Source organism: Rhodococcus sp. 05-2254-6 (genome assembly GCF_002258565.1).
Taxonomy (GTDB): domain Bacteria; phylum Actinomycetota; class Actinomycetes; order Mycobacteriales; family Mycobacteriaceae; genus Rhodococcoides.
The window spans coordinates 1-19372 of record NZ_NOZF01000145.1 but is presented as its reverse complement, the minus strand read 5'-3'; the positions used below and the strand labels follow the sequence as shown (position 1 = coordinate 19372).

The window sequence follows — 19372 nt, the reverse complement described above, 5'->3', positions numbered from 1 at the left end:
CACGATCGAAACTCGAGCGTTCCATCGCCGCAACGGGGCGATCTCACGCTGGGTACAACACGAGCACTGCACACCCTCAGGTCCCCGGAGGCCCGACCATGACCGCAACGTTCTCCACCCGCGTCCTGCTCGACGTCGGTCGCGCCGAGGATCTCCCCGACGGGGAGGCCCTGCGCGTCACACCGGCCGGGGCACCGCCGATCGCGATCTTCAACGTCGAGGGTGAGTTCTTCGCCATCGACGACACCTGCACCCACCAGGACGCCTCTTTGTCCGAGGGCTGGGTGGAAGGCTGCGCCGTCGAATGCCCCTTGCACACAGCATGTTTCGATCTCCGCACCGGTGCGGCACTCGGCGCGCCCGCCAAGGTTCCCGTGCGAACGCACGCCGTACACGTCGAGGACGGGGTCATCCGCATCGCGGTCACCCCGTGAAATCGGTGACGGTGGTCGGGGCCTCGCTCGCGGGAGTGGCCGCGGCGCGGGCCCTGCGTGATCAGGGTTTCGACGGCCGCATCACGATGATCGGCGACGAGGTGCACCGGCCGTACGACCGTCCCCCGTTGTCCAAGGCTTTTCTGCTCGGCGACGAATCTGCCGTACCGCTGGACGTCGACGATCTCGATGTCCACTGGCAACTCGGATGTGCGGCGACGGGCCTATCGGGAACGACGGTCTCCACCGTCTCCGGCGATGTGACGTCGGATGCCGTGGTGATCGCGACGGGTGCATCCGCCATCCGCCTGCCGGGAACCATCGGCGTCGACGGGATTCACGTGCTCCGCAGCTTGGACGATGCGCTGGCTCTGCGGAGTTCGTTGGTGCCCGGAGTTCGGGTCACGGTGGTCGGAGCCGGGTTCATCGGCAGCGAAGTAGCCTCCACTGCAGTGGGACTGGGTGCGTCGGTGACAGTCGTCGAGGCCTCGAAGGCTCCGCTTGCCCGCGTGTTCGGTAGTGAGCTGGGCTCACTGATCGCCGGGTGGCATCGAAACGCCGGTGCGGCACTACTGACCGGAGTATCGGTGGCCGGATTCGTCGTCGAGGCGGGCCGGGTGCGTGCGGTGGAATTGGCGGACGGCACGACGATAGAGTCCGACGTGGTCGTGCTCGGAGTGGGCTCAGTGCCCAACGTCGGCTGGCTCGATGGGTCCGAACTGGAGATCTGCGGCGGGGTGGTGACCGATCAGCGCGGCATCACCTCGAACCCGGCTGTGCTTGCCGTCGGCGACTGCGCTGCGGTGCGAGATGCCGCGGGGGTGATTCGACGCGACGAACACTGGACCTCCGCCGCCACCCGACCGGCCGTCGCCGTCGAAGCGCTCCTCACCGGTGGGTCCAAGAGATTCACCGGACTGCCGTACGTGTGGTCGGACCAATACGCCGCACGAATCCAATTCGCCGGACACCACGAACCCCACTGCGTCGCCGAAATCGTCGAGGGCGACCCCGCCACCGGACCCTTCGTCGCTCTCTACCGACAAGACAATCACCCGGTCGCCGTACTCGCAGTGTCCTCGCCCCGATCATTCGGCAAATGGCGTCGCCAAGTGGTCGATACCGCGAACCTGGTGACCTGAACATCCACACTTCCCTCCGCCGACAACCTCCCACAACCGCTCCCCGAGTCCACTCGATGTGACATTGACCCCCGAAAAGGCCACCAGATGTCACATTGAGTACCCACGAACGGGAACAATGGTGAAAGAACACGGGAATCGATTGTCGACTTTGGGAGCAACAATGACCGCGCTGGATGCAGTACGACGACGTTGGCCGAAGACGATGCCGTTGCAGCCGCTGCCGTCGGAGTCGTGGGCCAAGCAGGAGCCCACCTGGAAGGGTGCGAATCCGCAGGTCATCGAGTCTGCTTTGAAGCGGGCGAAGACGCGGACCTCGGGCAATTGGTTCGTGTTCGCTGCCAGTCGCGACGTCAAGGCCGACAAGCCGTTCGGCCGCTACGTGGGCACCACCGAACTGGTCGCCTGGCGTGACTCGGCAGGCAAGGTGCACATCGGGCCGGGCGCATGTCCGCATCTCGGTGCCGCGTTGGACACCGCGAAGATCGAATGCGACACGTTGGTCTGCCGCTGGCACGGTCTTGCACTCGGGCCGAAGGGCAAGCCCGGTTGGCGTCCGGTTCCCGCATTCGACGACGGGGTTCTGGTGTGGGTTCGTCTCGACGAGCTCGGCGGTGAGGAGCCGACGCCTGTCCCCGTGGTCCCGATCCGCCCGCCGGCCTCGACTGCCATCGCCGGAGTGGTCACCCTCGTCGGCAAGTGCGAGCCCGACGACATCATCGCCAATCGACTCGACCCCTGGCACGGAGCGTGGTTCCACCCGTACTCGTTCGCGAGACTGAAGGTCGTCAGCGCGCCCACCGACATCGATGTGCCCGACGAGGACGACCGCTTCCTCGTCGACGTGACCTTCCGTGTCAGCCGGGGCGTCGGAGTTCCGGTGCGGGCCGAGTTCGTCTGTCCCGGTCCCCGCACCATCGTCATGCGCATTCTCGACGGTGAAGGAGCGGGCAGCGTCGTCGAAACGCATGCGACGCCGCTCGCTCCCGCAGCCGACGGCACACCGCGCACCGCCGTCATCGAGGCCACGATCGCCAGCTCGGATCGTCCGGGATTCCAGATGGCACGCAAGGCATCCGGTCTGTTGCGGCCGGCGATGAACTTCACTGCTGCACGGCTGTGGAAGGACGACCTCGACTACGCCGAGCGACGTTACGAGTTGCGGTCGCAGGGCCGCGCCTGACCCTCGACGAACTCGGCGAGTTGTGCGATGACGGTGCCCCAGCCGTCGTGGAAGCCGTACTCCTCGTGCATCTTTCGATCTTCTTCGTTGCGGTGCATCACGTGGGCGTGGTACTCGGTTCCATCGGGGTGGTCGGAGAGGGTGATCACCGCGGTCATGAACAACTGCGGTGCCGGCCGCCAACCCTCGACGAGCGAGTTGGTGAATACGATGCGCTCACCGTCGTCGACGGCGAGAAAGCAGCCGTCCATGTGTGGCTCGTAGGCACCGCCTGATTCACTGATCAGTGTGCGGAATGCTCCTCCGGGCTTCGGATCCCAGGCATCCACGCGACACAGTGCCGGTGCGGGAATCCACCATTTCTCGAACTTCGACGGGTCCGTCCACGCACTCCACACTGCTGCCCGTGGAGCCCTGATGACGCGGGAAATGGTCAAGTCCGTAGCAGGATCGATCGATGTCATTGCGGTTCACTTTCATTCGAGGTCCGGGTGACGAAGTCTTCGAGGCGATCCGTCCGGGATTCCCAGACGGCGCGTTGTTCCTGCAGCCAGTGACCGGCCGCATCCAGATTGGTTCGCTCGATCGTGCATGCACGTACGCGGCCCACCTTGCGCGTGCGAATCCAGCCACTGCGCTCGAGCAGGTGAATGTGTTTCATGAACGACGGGAGAGTCATGTCGAACGGTTCGGCGAGCTCGCCCACCGTGGCCGGTCCGGATCCCAACCTGCTCAACACTGCCCGCCGGGTCGGGTCGGCCAGTGCCTGAAATACATCGTCGAGAACGGTCGAATACTGAGCCATAAGGCACACTATCGCTCCCGCAATACTTAGCGCAAGGGCTAAGTGTTTGAACGAGCTCGTGCGATCGCGACGCCCACTGCGACACAGCACTATTGGATCTGAAAAATTTCTGAGAACCTTCGAAATCCCTCTTGGCACTCCAGGGGTGAGAGTGCTAATTTCTGTTCTGCACAGTTGAGGAGCGACTCACCACAGGGGTGAGTGCATCTGGGTACAGGAGGTGGTTGCTGTGCTTCGTTTCGATCCGTTCCGTGATGTCGATTCCCTCACCTCGGCCATGCTGGGTGCCTCTTCCGGTTCGGACCGCGCCCCGCGATTCATGCCGATGGACCTCTACAAAGTCGACGACCACTACGTGCTCAGTGCCGATCTGCCCGGCATCGACCCCGGATCGATCGATGTCGACGTCGATCGCGGTACGTTGACGCTCACCGCTCACCGATCCGCTCCGGAAAGCACTGGCGTGCAGTGGATCACCTCGGAGCGATTCGCCGGCACGTTCCGTCGCCAAGTATCGCTGGGCGACGGCGTCGACACCGAGCGCATCTCCGCGTCGTACGACAACGGCGTTCTGTCGATCACGATTCCCCTCGCAGAACGCGCGAAGCCGCGCAAGGTCGACATCGCACACGGCGACATTGCAGCCGAACAGAAGTCCATCGCACACGAGTCGACCTGATCCGAGAACACACGGGCATCCCAAACACTCCGGCGAACAGATCACGAAAACCATTGGGGTGATGCATTATGCAGTCCGAGGCGGTGGTGTGGACGGAATCGACCGACCGTGAGCGCTGGTGGCGCACGGTTGTGGGCGTGGAGACGAGCATGAGGGAATGCTCGACGGGGGATGCGCTCGATCAGTGTCGAGCCGTACCTCTCGACGACGATCTCTACCCGCACACACAGCACGCAGCCTGACGAGAAGGGCCGGCACCGAGTGTTCGGTGCCGGCCCTTCTCATCGGAACGTTCACAGGGACAACGAGAAGAACGCACTCGATGGATCCACCACGTAGTCCGCGAACGGTGGACATTCGACGAATCCGTGTCGCACATACAATCTGCGGGCGGCGGCGAAGTAGTCCTGAGTTCCCGTCTCCAGGCTCACCCTGACGTAGCCCCGCTCCCGAGCCTGGTCCAATACGAAGCCGAGCAGCCGCGATGCCACACCCTGTCCCCGCGCTACCGCCGAGGTGCGCATAGACTTCAGCTCACCATGATCGGGTGAAAGCTTCTTCAAAGCAACAATTCCCAGCAGTGCATCTGCCTCCCAGGCGGTCCAGACGGTAACGCCAGGCCCACGCAGACCCGACAGATCGAGGGCGTGCACACTCTCGGCAGGCGAGGTGGCGTGCATGTCCTCGAGATGCTCGGTGAGTAGCGCGTGCACCTCCGGACGCGACAGATCGTCGACCTCGATCCGCATGCCCGAAGTCACCTGTTCATGAGTCTCTCGATGGCGTCGAACATCTTGAATCGTCCACTGGTCGGCACTGTTTCGATGTCGTGTCCGGTGATACCCCAGCTCGCCAACAGTGTGTTCGCGGCCTGCAGCCCTGTGGTGGCCGCACGTTCCATCAGCGCCACCGGCAGATCGATACGAATGCCGTCACCCGCAAGTACCAGAGCAGGTTCCGGAGTGCGGACGGTCGGCCGCTCGGCAAACGCGCCGAGGCCGAACATGGGGCAATCGTCGCGCCACTCGGATCGCTCGGCGATCACCTCTGCATCAGCGGTTTCCGGATAGATCTGATGCATCCGATCCATCAGCTGCGCCCGCGTGACCTCCTCGGATTCCTCGGCGGCATACGCGTGCAGTTCGACGACGGAGCCGCCGGTGCGGGCAGCCCACTGCGCCGCTTCGTCCTCGAAGCGTTCGAGGACACTGATGTTGTCGATCGGGGGCATGCCTCCGGTGCCGATGAAGGCGGGACGGTCGGCGTTGACGGCCTTGCTCAACCACACGCGGTGCACCAGGAACGGCGGTGTGTTCTGCAGCGCTGCAACCTGTTTGCGCCAATCGGGCGTACCGAGCTCGGATGACTGCTCGAGCACACGCTGCAATCCGGCGATGTCGGTGGCGAGAACCACCGCGTCGGCGTCGATGATGCCGCCCGCGTCGACGCGGAACTTTCGCAGGCCGCCGCGGGTGATCTCACCGCACGGCGTGGAGGTTCTGATGTCGACTCCGAGTCCGGTGAGGTACTCCCCCAGCGGGTCCCACAGCGCCTGTGGATACGGGTCACGGGGAACGTCGAAGATCAGGCCCTCGGACGAGCCGAGGAAGTAGATGTGGAACATCATCGCCAGCTCGGCAGCAGACATCTTCTCGGGATCGGCGAAGAAGCTGCGGGAGAACACACCGAAGGCCAGGTGCCGCGCGGCCTCGGGAAAGTTGATGTTGCGCAGAAACTCTGCGGCCGGAGTGGTGTCCAGCTCGTCGAAGGTCTTCGGCACACTCACCGTCATCAGCGGCAGGGCGGCGATGCCGTTGAGGTCGGTGAGATCCTTCCACCGGAACGTCGGACTGCGCTTGACGAACGCGAACGCGTTGAGCGGCGGAGTGTCGGGCAACCCTTTGAAGCCGTCGATCCGGCCGTCGCCGTCGATCAGCGGATAGTCGTCGACCGGACGCAACCGAGACAATCCTGGATCTGTGCGGCGCAACAGGTTTCGCAGGTTGTAGTACTGCCGGAAGAACGCATGGAAGCCGCGGCTCATGGTCGCGGGCGAGCCGTCCTCCAGCGTCGTGTCCCAGCCGCCGACGCGGCCGCCGAGGTAGCTCTCGCGCTCGACCAGGTGCACCTTCACACCACGCTCGGCCAGCGCTGTCGCGGCGCTCAGGCCTGCGATACCGCCGCCGACCACCACCACGTGCGGGACGTCAGCCAGCTGACCGGCATCCGAATATCCCTGCGCGGCAGCATGGGTGACCTTCTTGGAGTCGGTCAACGCTCTTCCTCCCTGGGACGAGAGCCGAGGAACGTGTGCACCACACCGTTCTGCCACCCGGTCATCGTTTCTCTCGCGACGCCGGTGTAGCCCGCACGCTGCATCCGCCGCATGAATGCCGACGCGCCGTCGAAGGTCACGACGCTGCGCCACAGGTGTCGGTACAGGGTGGCGTCACGTGTCGCGAGCCAGCCGAGCGGAATGATGATGCCCCAGCTCACCACGTTCCAGGAGATCCTGGCGCGGAGCGAATCGTGTACCGAGTACTCGTGGAACGCGATGGTCGAGCCCGGACGCAGCAGCGCCAGAAGCGATTTCAGCTCGGTGTCGGGTTCGTCGACATTCCGGATGAGGTATGCAGCCAGGATCGCGTCGAACGGACCGTCGACCCCGTTCACGGCCAGATCCTCGACGCGTGAGTGCACGAACGTCACGTTCGAAGGCCAGTCCTTGCTCCGAGCGACCTCGAGCATTTCGGCGGATGCGTCGGCGGCGACGATCTCTGCGTGCGGGGCGGCTTCGAGCAACGCGGCAGTGGATGCACCGGTACCGCAACCGATGTCGAGCAAGCGCAGGCCGGCACCGAGATCGGGGATCCGCAGCCGCTTGGCCGACTTGAGCAGGTGCTCGTGGTAACCGGGGTTCGCTCCGACAAGTCGGTCGTACGCCTTCGCGCCGACGTCGAATGCCCCGGGAACTTCGTTTCGCGGCAGTCCGCTCTTTCCGACCTTCACAGTGCCTCTTCCTTGCTCACGCGGGCCGAGGGCCCACCCTGGACCGATACGACATCACCGTGCTGCAACTGCCGTCCGCGCCGCACATCCACGTCCCCGTTGACGCTCACCAAACCGTCGGAGATGACGCCCTTGGCCTCGGCACCGGATTCGATGAGGTTGGCGAGCTTGAGGAACTGACCCAGCCTGATCGATTCGTCGCGAATGGGGACATCGTGTGCGTCGGACATGTCTCCATCCTGTACTAGCGCGCCGTTCGCTGCTACCAACGAGTCACATCGCGGAGCGGAACCTGCGCAATCGGAGACTGTTGCTCACCACGAACACCGAGGACAACGCCATCGCGGCACCGGCGAGCATGGGGTTGAGCAGGCCCGCAGCGGCCAGCGGAATTGCAGCGACGTTGTAGGCGAACGCCCAGAACAGGTTGCCCTTGATGGTTCTCAGCGTGCGTCGGGAGAGCCGAATGGCATCACCGACGGCCCGCAGGTCACCGCGCACGAGCGTCAGGTCGCTGGCCTCGATCGCCACGTCGGTGCCGGTACCCATCGCAAGTCCCAGATCGGCCGTGGCCAACGCGGCCGCGTCGTTGATACCGTCGCCGACCATCGCCACGACCTTGCCCGACGCCTGCAGTTCTCGGACGGCATCGACCTTGCCCGACGGCAGGACGCCGGCGATGACCTGATCGATTCCCACCTCGGCGGCGATCGTGCGGGCGGCGGCCTCGTTGTCGCCGGTCAGCATGACCGGAGTCAGGCCGAGTGCGCGCAGTTCCGCGACGGCCTGCTTCGAGGTCGGCTTGACCGAGTCGGAGATCACAAGCACTCCGCGAGCCCTGCCGTCCCAGCCGAGCGCGACGGCGGTGCGTCCCTGATTCTCGGCGGTCTCGAAGGCGTCGGCCAGTTCCGCCGGCAGTGGCATCGACCAGTCGGCCAGCAGCGAGCGACGGCCGATCACTGCGGCACGGCCGTCCACGACACCCTGCAGCCCGAGGCCCTCGAGGCTCGTGAATTCCTCGACGGTCATCGATGGGGTCGCACTCGCGATGGCTCGGGCGATGGGGTGCTCCGAACCCGCTTCCAACGCCGCCGCCACGGCGCGGACCACGTCCTCGTCCTCGCCGTATGCCACGTGCACCGACTGCAGAGTCATCTCACCGGTGGTGACGGTGCCGGTCTTGTCCAGGACGACGGTGTCGACGCGACGGGTGGATTCGAGGATCTCGGGCCCCTTGATCAGGATGCCGAGTTGCGCGGCCCGTCCGGTGCCGACCATCAGCGCGGTGGGTGTGGCCAGGCCGAGCGCGCACGGGCACGCGATGATGAGCACCGCGACTGCAGCGGTGAACGCGCCTGCCGCGGAATTGCCTGCACCGAGCCAGAATCCGAGTGTCGCGACCGAGATCGCAATGACGATCGGCACGAATATGCCGGAGATACGATCGGCCAAACGCTGCGCCTGCGCCTTGCCGGTCTGCGCGTCCTCGACTGCTTTCGCCATCTGTGCCAACTGAGTATCGGCACCGACTCTGCTCGCTCGCACCGTGATTCGGCCGCCGACGTTCACCGTTGCACCGACCACCGCATCGCCGACGCCGACTTCCTCCGGCACGGATTCACCGGTCAGCATCGACCGATCGACGGCCGAGGAACCGTTGTCGACGGTTCCGTCGGTGGCGATCTTCTCACCCGGGCGAACGACGAACAGATCGCCGACGGCCAACTGCTCGATCGGAATCTGCTGTTCCTTGCCGTCTTTCAGTACAGCAACGGTCTTGGCACCGAGGTCCATCAGGGCGCGCAACGCCGCCCCGGCCTGACGCTTGGATCGGCTCTCGAACCATCGTCCGGCCAGGATGAAGGTGGTCACGCCTGCCGCGGCCTCGAGGTAGATGTTGCTCGCCCCGTCCGTTCGCGCGATCGTGAACTCGAACGGATGCGTCATGCCGGGCGTTCCTGCGGTGCCGAAGAACAGCGCGTACAGCGACCACCCCAGGGCCGCAAGGGTTCCCATGCTGACGAGGGTGTCCATGGTCGAGGTGCCGTGCCGCAGATTGGTCCAGGCAGCGCGGTGGAAGGGCCAGGCTCCCCATACGACGACGGGAGCGGCCAGCGTGAGCGAGAGCCACTGCCAGTTGGTGAACTGCAACGCCGGGACCATCGCCATTGCGATCACCGGCAGGCTGAGCACTGCCGAGAGGATCAATCGCTGCTTCAGCGGATCGGTCGGGGGTTCGTCCGCCGGTTCGGCAGCCGGCAAGGATGCGGTGTAGCCGGCGGCTTCGACGGCTGCGATCAGGTCCTCGGTGGCCACGCCGTCACTGGTGACGCGGGCCTTCTCGGTGGCGTAGTTGACCGTCGCCGACACCCCGTCGAGCTTGTTGAGCTTGCGTTCGATGCGGTTGGCGCACGACGCGCACGTCATACCGCCGAGGAGAAGTTCCGTTTCCTGGCTCATGCCCCACCCTCCTGTGCCTCGATGGTGAATTCGGCTGTGTGGACGACGCCCTGGTGCTGGAAGTCCAGATAGAGCGCATATGTTCCCGCGGTCGGCGCGTCGACGGTGAAGTCGACCGTCGGCCCCGGAGGCCCGTCCTCGGGGTGGACGTGCAGGTAGGCGAGGTCATCGGCGCGGAGGGCGACCAGATGTCCGTAGGCACCGAGGTACGGCTCCAGATCGGTGACCTCGCGTCCGTTCTGATCGATAGTCAGAGAGACGGTCGAGTTCTCGCCCGCAGTCACTGCACCGGCGAGCATCACGGTGTAACCGTCGACCCTCGATGTCACATTCGGTGTACTCGGGGGCTGCGTACTCAGGGGCTGCGCACTCAGGGGCTGCGGTCGATAGTCGCCGGGAACGGTCAGCTCCGCTCCCAAGGTGATGTTCTCGCCGCCGGTCGGGGTGAAGTCGGCGAACAGACGGTAGGGCCCGGGCCGGATGAGATCGAGAGCCGTCGACCATCTTCCCGACGCGTCACGCGTCGGATGTACGTGTTGAAAATCCGTCAGATCGCGTCGAACGACGATGAGGTGCAGTTCCTCGGTGTGCATGACGTCGTAGTCGGTCAGCGCAGACCCATCCGGTTCGCTGATCGTGAAGGTGACCGGTACCTCCGGTCCGGACTCGACGACGGATCGATCGAGCTCGAGGGTGTAGCCGTCCTGGGTGGCCTGGAGCCCGGCAGGCACTGCGGCCGGCTCGTCGTGCGCGTCGTGCGCGTCGTGACCGGTGTGTGACGCGGCTGCGGTCGCCTGGGCGTCGGGTCCGATCTTGTCCCCGACGAACAGCGCCGCCAGGAACAGGAAAGCGATCCCGACGACAAAGCCGACGAGCTTGGTGGGTGCGTCGAGTTCCTGCCGTGCTGAGTTCACAGCACTACCCTACCCCCCCAGGGTATCTAGGCGGTAGTTCCGAGGGCCATCTTGTAACCGACGTGGGAGTCGACGAAGCCGAGTCGGGTGTAGAAGCGATGAGCGTCCGTTCGACTGGCGTCGGAGGTCAGCTGCACCAGAGCGCATCCCCAGCGCTCCGCCTCGTCGATCGCCCACCTGATCAGCGCACCGCCGAGCCCCCGGCTGCGCCACTGCGCGCCTACCCGAACTGCTTCGATCTGTGCCCGCAGTGCGCCTCCGCGCGCGAGCCCGGGAATGAAGGTCAGTTGCAGCGTTGCCACCACCGCGTCACCGTGCACCACGACGACCTGCAGGTTTCGCGGGTCCGAGGAGATGTCCTCGAACGCTGCGCGATATCGATACATCTCGTCTGCGGACTCCCGCGTGACACCCAGCGGATCGTCGACCAGCAATGCCACGATCGATTCCAGGTCCGACGCCACCGCTTCACGCACAACGCACGTCGACCCGTCGGGCAGGTCGAATTCCATCGATGTAATTCGAGGGTGAATTGTCATGCGCACGACGGTAAATCATCCACTTTGTAACGCGAACCATCCCGAGGACGAAATGCCGGGTAACCCACTGGCAACTGCAGTCGGGATCAGTTCGGGCGGACATGATGGGGATCGAAAACATGAATGTTGGCAAGTCGAAGCGTGCGCGCGTTGCGTTGAGCGCGTTCGCGATCGGAGCCCTCGGTGCCGGAGTAGTTGTGGCCGCACCGTGGTCGACTCCCTCCACGACCACCGAAGCATCCATCGAACTGGTGTCGACGGCCACGTGCTACGACATGGTGAGTATCGCGATCGGCGGTCGCGGTGACACCCCGCGCGAGGGCGTCAAGTGGCTCACCACCCCCGAGGGCGAGCGGCTCCCCGCAGCGATGTCCGGCGACTACTCCAGCGACTGGATCGACCAGGCCGTGCGAGCCCCCAACAACGGCAACGTGGTTCCCGACTCCTACGCCGCGGTGTACGTCGAGTACCCGGCAGACCTGGCGAGCTACGAGAACGCCGTGCAGACCGGCGTCACCAACTCACAGACCATCATGCGGACGATCTCGGCGTCCTGCCCCGACACCCGATTCGCCATCGTCGGCTACAGCGAGGGCGCAGACGTTGCCCGCCGCACCGCGATGGAGGTCGGCAATCAGGTCGTTTCGGCCGACGGCACGTACGGAATCGTCGATCCCAACCAGGTCGTCGGGGTCGTCATCTTCGCCGACGCCGGCCGCGTGTCGGGAGACGGACCGTTCCCCGGTGCCGAGAACCCGTTCGGCAACCCGGACGGCTTCGACACCAAGTACCAGAACGGCAACACCGCAGTTCCCGGACAGGGCGCACTGCCCGGCACGTCCGGCGGATTCGGAGCGCTCGACGGCCGAGTGGCGTCCTTCTGCTCCGACGGCGACCTCACCTGCGCACTGCCGGAGAACACGTCACTGATTCATCTGGCCGCCAACGTCGGTCGTCAGGTCAATGCCGACGCACTGCAGAACGAGCAGCTCACCCCCGCCACCGGAGCAGATCTCGCACTGGCCCTGGGACGTATCGCAGTCAACGCCTTCAACGACATCGCCTCGCAGCCCAACTGGATGCAGAGCGACGAGACATTCCTCGACGTGCTGATCAAGGTGTCCGAGCCCGGCTACAAGCCCGGCACGGTCACGACTCCCGTCTCGGCCAAGGTCGACGGCGAGCAGGAACCGATCGAAACCGGTCAGATGATCGACCTCGTGTACCTGCCGCAGAAGATCTTCCGCGAGATCACCGGATTCATCTCGTCCAATCAGAACACCGTTCCGGTCATCATGAACGATCCGTACGGCCTGACCTTGGGACCCGGCACGGGACACCACTTCGATTACTGGCGCGACGCCGATGCCGCCAACGGCAAGCCGCTGACCTCGGTGCAGTACGCCGCGGCATGGCTGACCGAACTCGCCGAGGAAGCCAACCGCGGCGAGCCGGTGAAGACCAAAGAGGTGCAGGAGAAGGCGGGACGAGCAGCGGTGGAAACCATCGTGGCACCGGTGACCACCTCGGCAACGGCCACCCCCAAGGCCACGACTACCGCACCTGTCACCACCAGCCCGGTCGTGACCCCGGCAGCTCCGGCTGCGCCGGCACCGGCCGCTGAAAGTCCGGCACCGGCTCCGGCCCCCGCCACCGAGACGGCAACGACCCCCGAGTGCACGGTCGCAGTCGAGGGCGAGACACCCGCCGAGGGCGCACCGCCGGTCTGCGTCACCGCGACCGAAACCGCTGTCGAGACAGCACCCGAGACCGTGGTTCCCACGACCACCGAGGCTGTACCTGCGCCGTAGTCCAGTGCGTGCAGAACGCTCACGAGCCCGTCCACCTGTTTCATTCGGTGGGCGGGCTCGTGTGTTGTCACATGAAGTGGCCGTGACTCAGGCCGTGCCGCGCAGCTTCCCCCGGACCACGATGCCCACGATCAGAAGCGCCACTGCTACGAACACCACCATCGACGGACCGCCCCGGTCGAGACCGGTCAACGTCGGAAGCGGTGCGAGCAGCGCCAGCCCCAGCGGCGGCAGAGTCAGTGCACCGACGCCGCCGGTGTACCAGAACCACTCGATTCGGTTCCAGTCAGAACGACTCTGGACCCGGTCTTCCACATGCACCATGGCAATCGCCAGAGGTACCGCTACGACCAGCCACAGGAGCGGGGACAGCGGCAGACCTGCCCGGCCCAGCAACGCGTCGGTGATGAGCGTCGCGCCGAAATACGACGGCAGAAACATCGCGACGGCGACGCAGAAACCCAAAGTCACGTCGGAGACGTCGTCGGGCAGATCTGTGTTCCGGCTGTGATCGGACATGAGATGCACGATCGGCCGAGGTCCTCAGACCTGTCAAGCCGATGAGCAGACCGGCGACTGTTGGGCGTTTCGGGCGTGCCGCTATCTGCGACGCAGCAGCCACACCCCAGCCGCGCAGACCGAGAGCACGACGAGGCCGCCGATCGACAGTGCGGTTGCGGACGGCTGCGACGAACCGAAGAACTCGAAGTCGTCTGCCGAATCCAGCGGGCCGTAACTACCCCCGTAGATCGTGACTGTCAACGCCATAGTGAAGGGAACGGTCATACCGACCGCCAACGAGGTCGGTGCCGTCGGCAATGCAGACACCAGCACATAGGCCGCGATGAAGGGCACCACCCACTGCTGGATGGACAAGGGAAGACCGACGCCCATGTTCTGCGCGAAATCCACGGCCGCGACCATCAGCAACGCGAAAAGCCCGAGGTAGATCTGCGGGAAGCGGCAGGCAATCAGTCCGCCTACGGCCAGCAGAAACACCGTCAGACCGACCGAGGCGTAGGACCTGTCGGCAAAATCGAATGACGAGACTCCGGCCGCCCACGAGGCGAACAACACGAGGATCAGCGAGCCGTCGCGCTTCGGTAAGAGCCAAGCAGCAACGAGCGCCGCTACGGTCAGCCCGGCGAGCGCGAGAAACCACACGAGGGTGCTGTCGCGGTATTCGGTGGCCCACCAACCGAACCCGCCCGCCACCAGAGGCAATGCGATACCGACCGCGAGCGTTCGAGTGCTCGCCTGCGACGTTGCAACCGACGAGGTTCGATATCCGGCCACGAGAAATACCGCGGCGAGCACAGCCAATACCACCGCGATGGCTGCCCTCTGGGGCACCACCGCGTCCTCGGGGCCGGCGACCTCCCAGGCGAACTGACGGCCGGACGAGCTGGTCAGGAGCGTTCCGAGCTCGGCACCCACCCGCGCGGCGGCGAGGAGTCCGACCGCGAGAGCGGCCTGTGCACCCCGATGAGATGCGGCCAGGATCGCCGACGTACCGAGCAGCACACCAGCGCTGAGCGCCGCCGCCCAATCGCCCAGCAAACCCGGAGCCATGCCGAGAGATTCGAAGACGATCACCAGCAGTGCGGCAACCGCGATCCAGGGCGCGGCTCGTCCGCCCGAGCGTGCCAACACCACTGCGGTAGCTGCTGCTGCGATGGCGAGCACGACCACACCGTCGACAATTGCCGACGCACCGATGCCGAAATCGTTGTACAGAAGCGGCTCTCGGAGTGCCATCACACTGATCGAATAGCCAACGGAAAGACCGGCCAGGAGCATCGACAGTACTTTCATACTGCCGATCATGCCGTCAGCCGAACTTCACTCCCTGCGCCAGGGGCAGTTCGTTGGAGTAGTTGACCGTGTTCGTCGCTCGCCGCATGTAGGCCTTCCATGCATCCGAACCGGATTCGCGGCCGCCACCGGTTTCCTTCTCACCGCCGAAGGCGCCGCCGATCTCCGCGCCGGAGGGTCCGATGTTGACGTTGGCGATGCCGCAGTCCGAGCCGGCGGCGGACAGGAAGCGCTCCGCCTCGCGCAGATCGGTGGTGAAGATCGACGACGAAAGGCCCTGCGGCACATCGTTGTGCAATGCGATGGCCTCGTCGAGGGTGTCGTACGTCAGCACGTACATGATGGGCGCGAACGTCTCGTGCTTGACGATGTCGGTCTGTGCGGGCATCGTCACGATCGCGGGCTGAACATAGAACGAGTACTCGTCGACCACGTTCACTCGCTCGCCGCCGACCACGACCGTTCCGCCGTCGGACACCGCCGCCTCGAGAGCCTTCTGATAACCGGCGAATGCGGTGGCATCGATCAGTGGACCCACCAGAGTGTCTGTGGCCAAGGGAGATCCGATCGACAGCGTCTCGTATGCCGCTACCAACTTGCGGACCAACTCGTCCTCGACCGAGGAATGCACGATGACGCGTCGGAGCGAGGTGCATCGCTGACCTGCTGTCCCGGCGGCCGAGAACACCAGCCCACGCGTCGTAAGATCGAGATCGGCCGACGGCGTCACGATCGCTGCATTGTTTCCGCCGAGCTCGAGCAACACCCGGCCGAATCGCTCGGCGACACGGGGCGCGACAGCACGGCCCATCCGCGTCGAACCGGTTGCCGAGACCAACGCAACACGCGAATCATCCACCAGCGCTTCGCCGGACGCGCGGTCACCGATCAGCAGTTGCGCGATCTTGGGGTCCACTCCGGCTGCGGCGGCGGCACGCTCGAACAGCGCCTGCACACCGACGGCCGTCAGCGGAGTCTTCTCCGAGGGCTTCCAAATCACCGTGTCTCCCGCGACGAGAGCGAGAGCGGTATTCCAACTCCATACCGCCACAGGGAAATTGAACGCGGTGATGACGCCGACGACACCGAGCGGATGCCACTGCTCCATCATGCGATGCCCGGGCCGCTCGGTGGCGATCGTGTTGCCGTACAGCTGACGGGAGAGTCCGACGGCGAAGTCGCAGATGTCGATCATCTCCTGCACCTCACCGAGCCCCTCCGAGACGATCTTCCCGGCCTCGATGGACACCAGCGCGCCCAGATCCTCCTTGTGAACGCGCAGCAGTTCGCCCAGTTCCCGGATCACCTGACCACGCACGGGGGCAGGCACCTGCGACCACGACACGAAGGCGGTGCGCGCATCGGCGACGACGGTCTCGACATCGGCCGCCGAAGCACATGCCAGCGACGCCAGGTTTCCGCCGGTGATGGGCGAGCGCGCGATGATCGAGTCCGGTCCCGCGGGGGCGTCGAGCGCGATCGTGGCACCCAGCCGGTCGAGGATCGCGCGAGTGCGCACACTCAACTCGTCGTGGGTGATGGATGCAGACATGCGCGTACACCTTCCGTGGAGAGAACCGAACCGTCGGAGATGAGCCTACCGATCGAGGCTCGAACCGTATATTTTCCTGTCTTACGGACTTGCTTACGGAATATTAACGCGTATCTTCGTCCTTATGACGCAAGTATTACAGCGCACCGGAGTGACCATCGATGCCGCCAACGTCCGTGACGTGATCGGTGAACACCTGCTGGCCGACGGTTTCGAGTTGGTGCTCGACCTCGATGCATCGACCGGATCCACGCTGGTCGACGCCAGAGACGGCACCCGCTACCTGGACCTGTTCACGTTCTTCGCGTCCAACGCGCTGGGCATGAACCATCCGGCGTTGATCGACGACCCGGACTTCCGGGCCGCTCTGATGCAGGCGGCGATGAACAAGCCCAGCAACTCCGACATCTACACCGTCCCCATGGCTCGATTCGTCGACACGTTCGCTCGCGTCCTGGGTGACGATCGACTGCCGCACCTGTTCTTCGTCGAGGGCGGCGCCCTGGCCGTGGAGAACGCGTTGAAGGTCGCATTCGACTGGAAATCGCGATGGAACGAAAGTCATGGTCTGGACGCGTCCTTGGGCTCTCAGGTGATGCACTTCGAGCATGCGTTCCACGGACGCTCGGGCTACACGATGTCGCTGACCAACACCGACCCCAACAAGGTCGCGCGCTTCCCGAAGTTCGACTGGCCGCGAATCCCGTCCCCGTTCATCCGATCCGACGCGAACATGGACGAACTCGAGGACGCATCGTTGGCGGCGGCTCGGTTGGCCTTCGAGGCCAACCCGCACGACATCGCCTGCGCCATCATCGAACCCATCCAGGGCGAAGGTGGAGATCACCACTTCCGGCCGCGCTTCCTGCAGAAGCTGCGCGAGCTCTGCCACGAGTTCGACGCCTTGCTCGTCATGGACGAAGTACAGACCGGAGCCGGAATGACCGGTACCGCATGGGCATTCCAGCAGCTCGACGTCGTCCCGGATGTCGTCGCCTTCGGCAAGAAGGTTCAGGTCTGCGGCGTCATGGCCGGCGGTCGCGTCGACGACATCGACGACAACGTCTTCGCTGTCAGCTCCCGCATCAACTCGACGTGGGGTGGCAACCTGACCGACATGGTGCGGTCGCGTCGAATCCTGGAAGTGGTCGAATCCGAGAAGCTCATTCCTCGTGCCGGTGAACTCGGAGCCGTATTGCTGACAATGTTGCAGGACTTGGCAACTCGACACACAGTGGTATCCGAAGTACGTGGACGAGGTCTGATGTGCGCCTTCTCCCTGCCCGACGCTTCCACCCGCGACCGAGTGATCGAGCTGTTGCGTACCGAGGAACATGTACTGGCGCTCGGCTGCGGTGACGCTGCAGTGCGATTCCGTCCCGCACTGACCATCACCGAAGCCGAACTGACACAGGCAGTCGAGTCCATCGACCGGGTGCTGAGCATGCTCTAGCGCTCGGGAGGGATGTCTCTCTGCACCAACCGAATCTGTGACGTCGGAATGACACCGGGACGAAAGTAGAAGTTCTCCGGCGACTGCACGAGATCATCGTCTTCGACTCCACTGACTTCCCAGACATCGACCGGTCCACCGGTGTTGTTCATGCCCACGAACCAATCACGTTCCCACGCACCGGCTGCCAGAAAACAACCCGCCTGCTCTGGTTGGTTGCTACCGGCAATACCGCGAGCGGCACCCATACGACGCCAGTCGAGTCCGTGCCGCCGAATCGACTCACGGTTGAGTACCGAGGTCACGTGATAGCGAATGGTCATCCGCCGAAAGTAGCAACGGCAACTTGTCGGGTACAGCGATTTTCGGCTCACCCTTTTCGTTCCCCGTGTCAGGTAATTCTTGACAATCTGACCTCCTGCTGTCAGGCTTTTCCTGACACAGGAGGTCGGTCATGGATCCCATCACCCTCGCAACCGAGGCAGATATCACTGCCGGCGCGCGGGCCGTCGTGACGGCAGCAGCCACCGAGGCCGGTCGCATCGCCGACGAGATCATCGGCACAGGGCCCCTGCCGGGCACACCGGACTGGGAGGCCGAGCAATCGACCGACCTGCCCGCACGGCGAAGCGTCGCGTGGCATCTGTTGAGCCTGCGTGTGCAACTCGCAGCCGGCCTCGATGGCATCGAAACCATTGTGGTGCTTCGGGTTCAGGGCACAACGTGGGCGACGATCGGAACGGCCGTCGGAATGTCGCGGCAGTCGGCTCACGAGCGGTGGGGTGCCCGATCAGCTGCGATTCTCGATCCCGTCGGCGACGGACTGCCCAAGGTCGTCCCGAACGACAGTCCGGCCTGAATTACAGCAGCATTCGTTCTGCACCCGCTGCCACGGCGTCCGCCGCTCGCTGAAGTGCGACAGACGACAGCGACCACTGCTGCCAGTACAGCAGCACGTCGTCGATCCCGTTGTCGTCGAAGCACTTCAGCGAGTCACGAGCCTGCAGATCGGGGATCATGCCCCAGCCGAAGCCGAGGTCGACAGCACGCGCGAAGTCGGAAGAAGCAGGCACCAGGTGACGCGGCGGCTCGTGTGGGTCGACACCGAAGCGCTGTAAGTAGTTGTCCTGCAATCGGTCGTCTGCATCGAAGACGACCACCGGAGCACAGCGCAAAGCTTGTGCCGTCACTCCCGCAGCGAACCACCGATCGATGAACTCCGGCGTTGCCGACGGCCGGTAGCGCATCGCACCGAGGCGTCGAACGGTGCAGCCACGAACCGGATCGGCCACGGAGGTTATTGCAGCGGAGACGATCCCGTCGTGCAGCAACTGCGCGGTCCGGTCCTGGTCCTGTCGATGCAGATCGAAGGTGGTGTTGCGCGCCAGTGGCGCGAGCGCGGGCAGCACCCAGGTTGCCAACGAATCCGCATTGACGGCAAGCGAAATGGGCGCAGCGACGCCGTCGTCACTCAGTTCTGCCCGCGTCTGCTCGGTGAGAGTGTCGATCTGGCGCGCCAAACGGAGCACTGCTACGCCCGACTGGGTTGCCACCACCGGCTTGCTGCGTTGAACCA

General features: G+C 64.7%; 21 protein-coding genes. 7 read left to right on the top strand and 14 right to left on the bottom strand.

Translation table 11 applies throughout. The features are described from left to right. The first annotated feature begins 98 nt into the window (after positions 1 to 98). The 3 genes from CH256_RS19860 to CH256_RS19850 all read left to right on the top strand — a co-directional run bounded on the left by CH256_RS19860 (position 99) and on the right by CH256_RS19850 (position 2759). A complete protein-coding gene (locus CH256_RS19860) occupies positions 99 to 434 on the top strand; it encodes a bifunctional 3-phenylpropionate/cinnamic acid dioxygenase ferredoxin subunit (protein ID WP_197477884.1) in 336 nt (111 codons plus the stop codon). Beyond that, entirely contained in the window at positions 431 to 1576 is a 1146-nt protein-coding gene (locus tag CH256_RS19855) for an NAD(P)/FAD-dependent oxidoreductase (RefSeq protein ID WP_179272158.1), read from the top strand. Before CH256_RS19860 ends, CH256_RS19855 begins: the two co-directional genes overlap by 4 nt. A gap of 163 nt (positions 1577 to 1739) precedes the next feature. Beyond that, the gene (locus CH256_RS19850) at positions 1740 to 2759 is read left to right on the top strand and encodes a DUF5914 domain-containing protein (RefSeq protein WP_176460232.1); all 1020 of its coding nucleotides are present in this window, start codon (positions 1740 to 1742) and stop codon (positions 2757 to 2759) included. Here CH256_RS19850 and CH256_RS19845 read toward each other — a convergent pair. Then, a complete protein-coding gene (locus tag CH256_RS19845) occupies positions 2729 to 3223 on the bottom strand; it encodes an SRPBCC family protein (RefSeq protein ID WP_068045342.1) in 495 nt (164 codons plus the stop codon). The two genes, CH256_RS19850 and CH256_RS19845, sit on opposite strands and share 31 nt — an antisense overlap. Next, on the bottom strand, positions 3220 to 3564 hold the full coding sequence (locus CH256_RS19840; protein ID WP_094670403.1) for an ArsR/SmtB family transcription factor: 345 nt from the start codon (positions 3562 to 3564) through the stop codon (positions 3220 to 3222). Before CH256_RS19840 ends, CH256_RS19845 begins: the two co-directional genes overlap by 4 nt. A 229-nt stretch (positions 3565 to 3793) precedes the next feature. Between CH256_RS19840 and CH256_RS19835 the strand changes: the two genes are divergently transcribed. Then, positions 3794 to 4243, top strand: a complete 450-nt coding sequence (locus tag CH256_RS19835) for an Hsp20/alpha crystallin family protein (protein ID WP_179272157.1) — start codon at positions 3794 to 3796, stop codon at positions 4241 to 4243. Positions 4244 to 4536: 293 nt separating this feature from the next. On the opposite strand, the gene CH256_RS19830 is transcribed toward CH256_RS19835, so the two are convergent. Genes CH256_RS19830 through CH256_RS19800 form a run of 7 tightly spaced genes read right to left on the bottom strand, consistent with a single transcriptional unit; the run spans position 4537 to position 11165 of the window. Next, entirely contained in the window at positions 4537 to 4992 is a 456-nt protein-coding gene (locus CH256_RS19830) for a GNAT family N-acetyltransferase (protein ID WP_068045351.1), read from the bottom strand. Positions 4993 to 5000: 8 nt separating this feature from the next. Further along, positions 5001 to 6518, bottom strand: a complete 1518-nt coding sequence (locus CH256_RS19825) for an NAD(P)/FAD-dependent oxidoreductase (RefSeq protein ID WP_094670402.1) — start codon at positions 6516 to 6518, stop codon at positions 5001 to 5003. Further along, positions 6515 to 7252: a class I SAM-dependent methyltransferase gene (locus tag CH256_RS19820; protein WP_094638467.1), complete on the bottom strand. Its 738-nt coding sequence runs from the start codon at positions 7250 to 7252 to the stop codon at positions 6515 to 6517. The genes CH256_RS19825 and CH256_RS19820 overlap by 4 nt, the downstream gene beginning before the upstream one ends. After that, positions 7249 to 7482, bottom strand: coding sequence for an RNA-binding S4 domain-containing protein (locus CH256_RS19815; RefSeq protein WP_068045369.1), 234 nt, complete (start codon positions 7480 to 7482; stop codon positions 7249 to 7251). The genes CH256_RS19820 and CH256_RS19815 overlap by 4 nt, the downstream gene beginning before the upstream one ends. 43 nt (positions 7483 to 7525) lie before the next feature. Then, positions 7526 to 9712 (bottom strand): heavy metal translocating P-type ATPase, encoded by a 2187-nt coding sequence (locus CH256_RS19810; RefSeq protein ID WP_094670401.1) that lies wholly within the window; start codon positions 9710 to 9712, stop codon positions 7526 to 7528. Then, complete coding sequence (locus CH256_RS19805) at positions 9709 to 10626, bottom strand: hypothetical protein (RefSeq protein WP_094670400.1); 918 nt, start codon at positions 10624 to 10626, stop codon at positions 9709 to 9711. Before CH256_RS19805 ends, CH256_RS19810 begins: the two co-directional genes overlap by 4 nt. 26 nt (positions 10627 to 10652) lie before the next feature. Further along, positions 10653 to 11165 carry a GNAT family N-acetyltransferase gene (locus tag CH256_RS19800; RefSeq protein ID WP_256989490.1) on the bottom strand — a complete coding sequence of 171 codons (513 nt, stop codon included), beginning with the start codon at positions 11163 to 11165 and terminating at the stop codon, positions 10653 to 10655. Positions 11166 to 11269: 104 nt separating this feature from the next. Here CH256_RS19800 and CH256_RS19795 point away from each other — a divergent pair, with 104 nt between their 5' ends. Further along, positions 11270 to 12976 (top strand): cutinase family protein, encoded by a 1707-nt coding sequence (locus CH256_RS19795; RefSeq protein WP_176460256.1) that lies wholly within the window; start codon positions 11270 to 11272, stop codon positions 12974 to 12976. A gap of 87 nt (positions 12977 to 13063) precedes the next feature. Here CH256_RS19795 and CH256_RS19790 read toward each other — a convergent pair whose 3' ends face one another. The 3 genes from CH256_RS19790 to amaB form a co-directional block, all read right to left on the bottom strand. After that, positions 13064 to 13495, bottom strand: a complete 432-nt coding sequence (locus CH256_RS19790) for a hypothetical protein (RefSeq protein WP_094638462.1) — start codon at positions 13493 to 13495, stop codon at positions 13064 to 13066. Between the two features lie 81 nt (positions 13496 to 13576). Beyond that, positions 13577 to 14791: a hypothetical protein gene (locus CH256_RS19785; protein ID WP_141215233.1), complete on the bottom strand. Its 1215-nt coding sequence runs from the start codon at positions 14789 to 14791 to the stop codon at positions 13577 to 13579. 16 nt (positions 14792 to 14807) lie between these two features. Beyond that, entirely contained in the window at positions 14808 to 16343 is a 1536-nt protein-coding gene (gene amaB, locus CH256_RS19780) for an L-piperidine-6-carboxylate dehydrogenase (protein WP_094638460.1), read from the bottom strand. Positions 16344 to 16467: 124 nt separating this feature from the next. Here amaB and lat point away from each other — a divergent pair, with 124 nt between their 5' ends. After that, positions 16468 to 17796, top strand: a complete 1329-nt coding sequence (gene lat, locus CH256_RS19775; RefSeq protein WP_094638459.1) for an L-lysine 6-transaminase — start codon at positions 16468 to 16470, stop codon at positions 17794 to 17796. Here the strand turns inward: lat and CH256_RS19770 are convergent. Beyond that, positions 17793 to 18119, bottom strand: a complete 327-nt coding sequence (locus tag CH256_RS19770; protein WP_094638458.1) for a hypothetical protein — start codon at positions 18117 to 18119, stop codon at positions 17793 to 17795. The two genes, lat and CH256_RS19770, sit on opposite strands and share 4 nt — an antisense overlap. Positions 18120 to 18250: 131 nt before the next feature. Between CH256_RS19770 and CH256_RS19765 the strand changes: the two genes are divergently transcribed. Continuing rightward, positions 18251 to 18655 (top strand): hypothetical protein, encoded by a 405-nt coding sequence (locus CH256_RS19765; RefSeq protein ID WP_094638457.1) that lies wholly within the window; start codon positions 18251 to 18253, stop codon positions 18653 to 18655. 1 nt (position 18656) lies between these two features. On the opposite strand, the gene CH256_RS19760 is transcribed toward CH256_RS19765, so the two are convergent. Beyond that, positions 18657 to 19372, bottom strand: a 716-nt coding sequence (locus tag CH256_RS19760) for an ArgP/LysG family DNA-binding transcriptional regulator (protein WP_094670398.1), incomplete at its 5' end; no start/stop codon positions are given.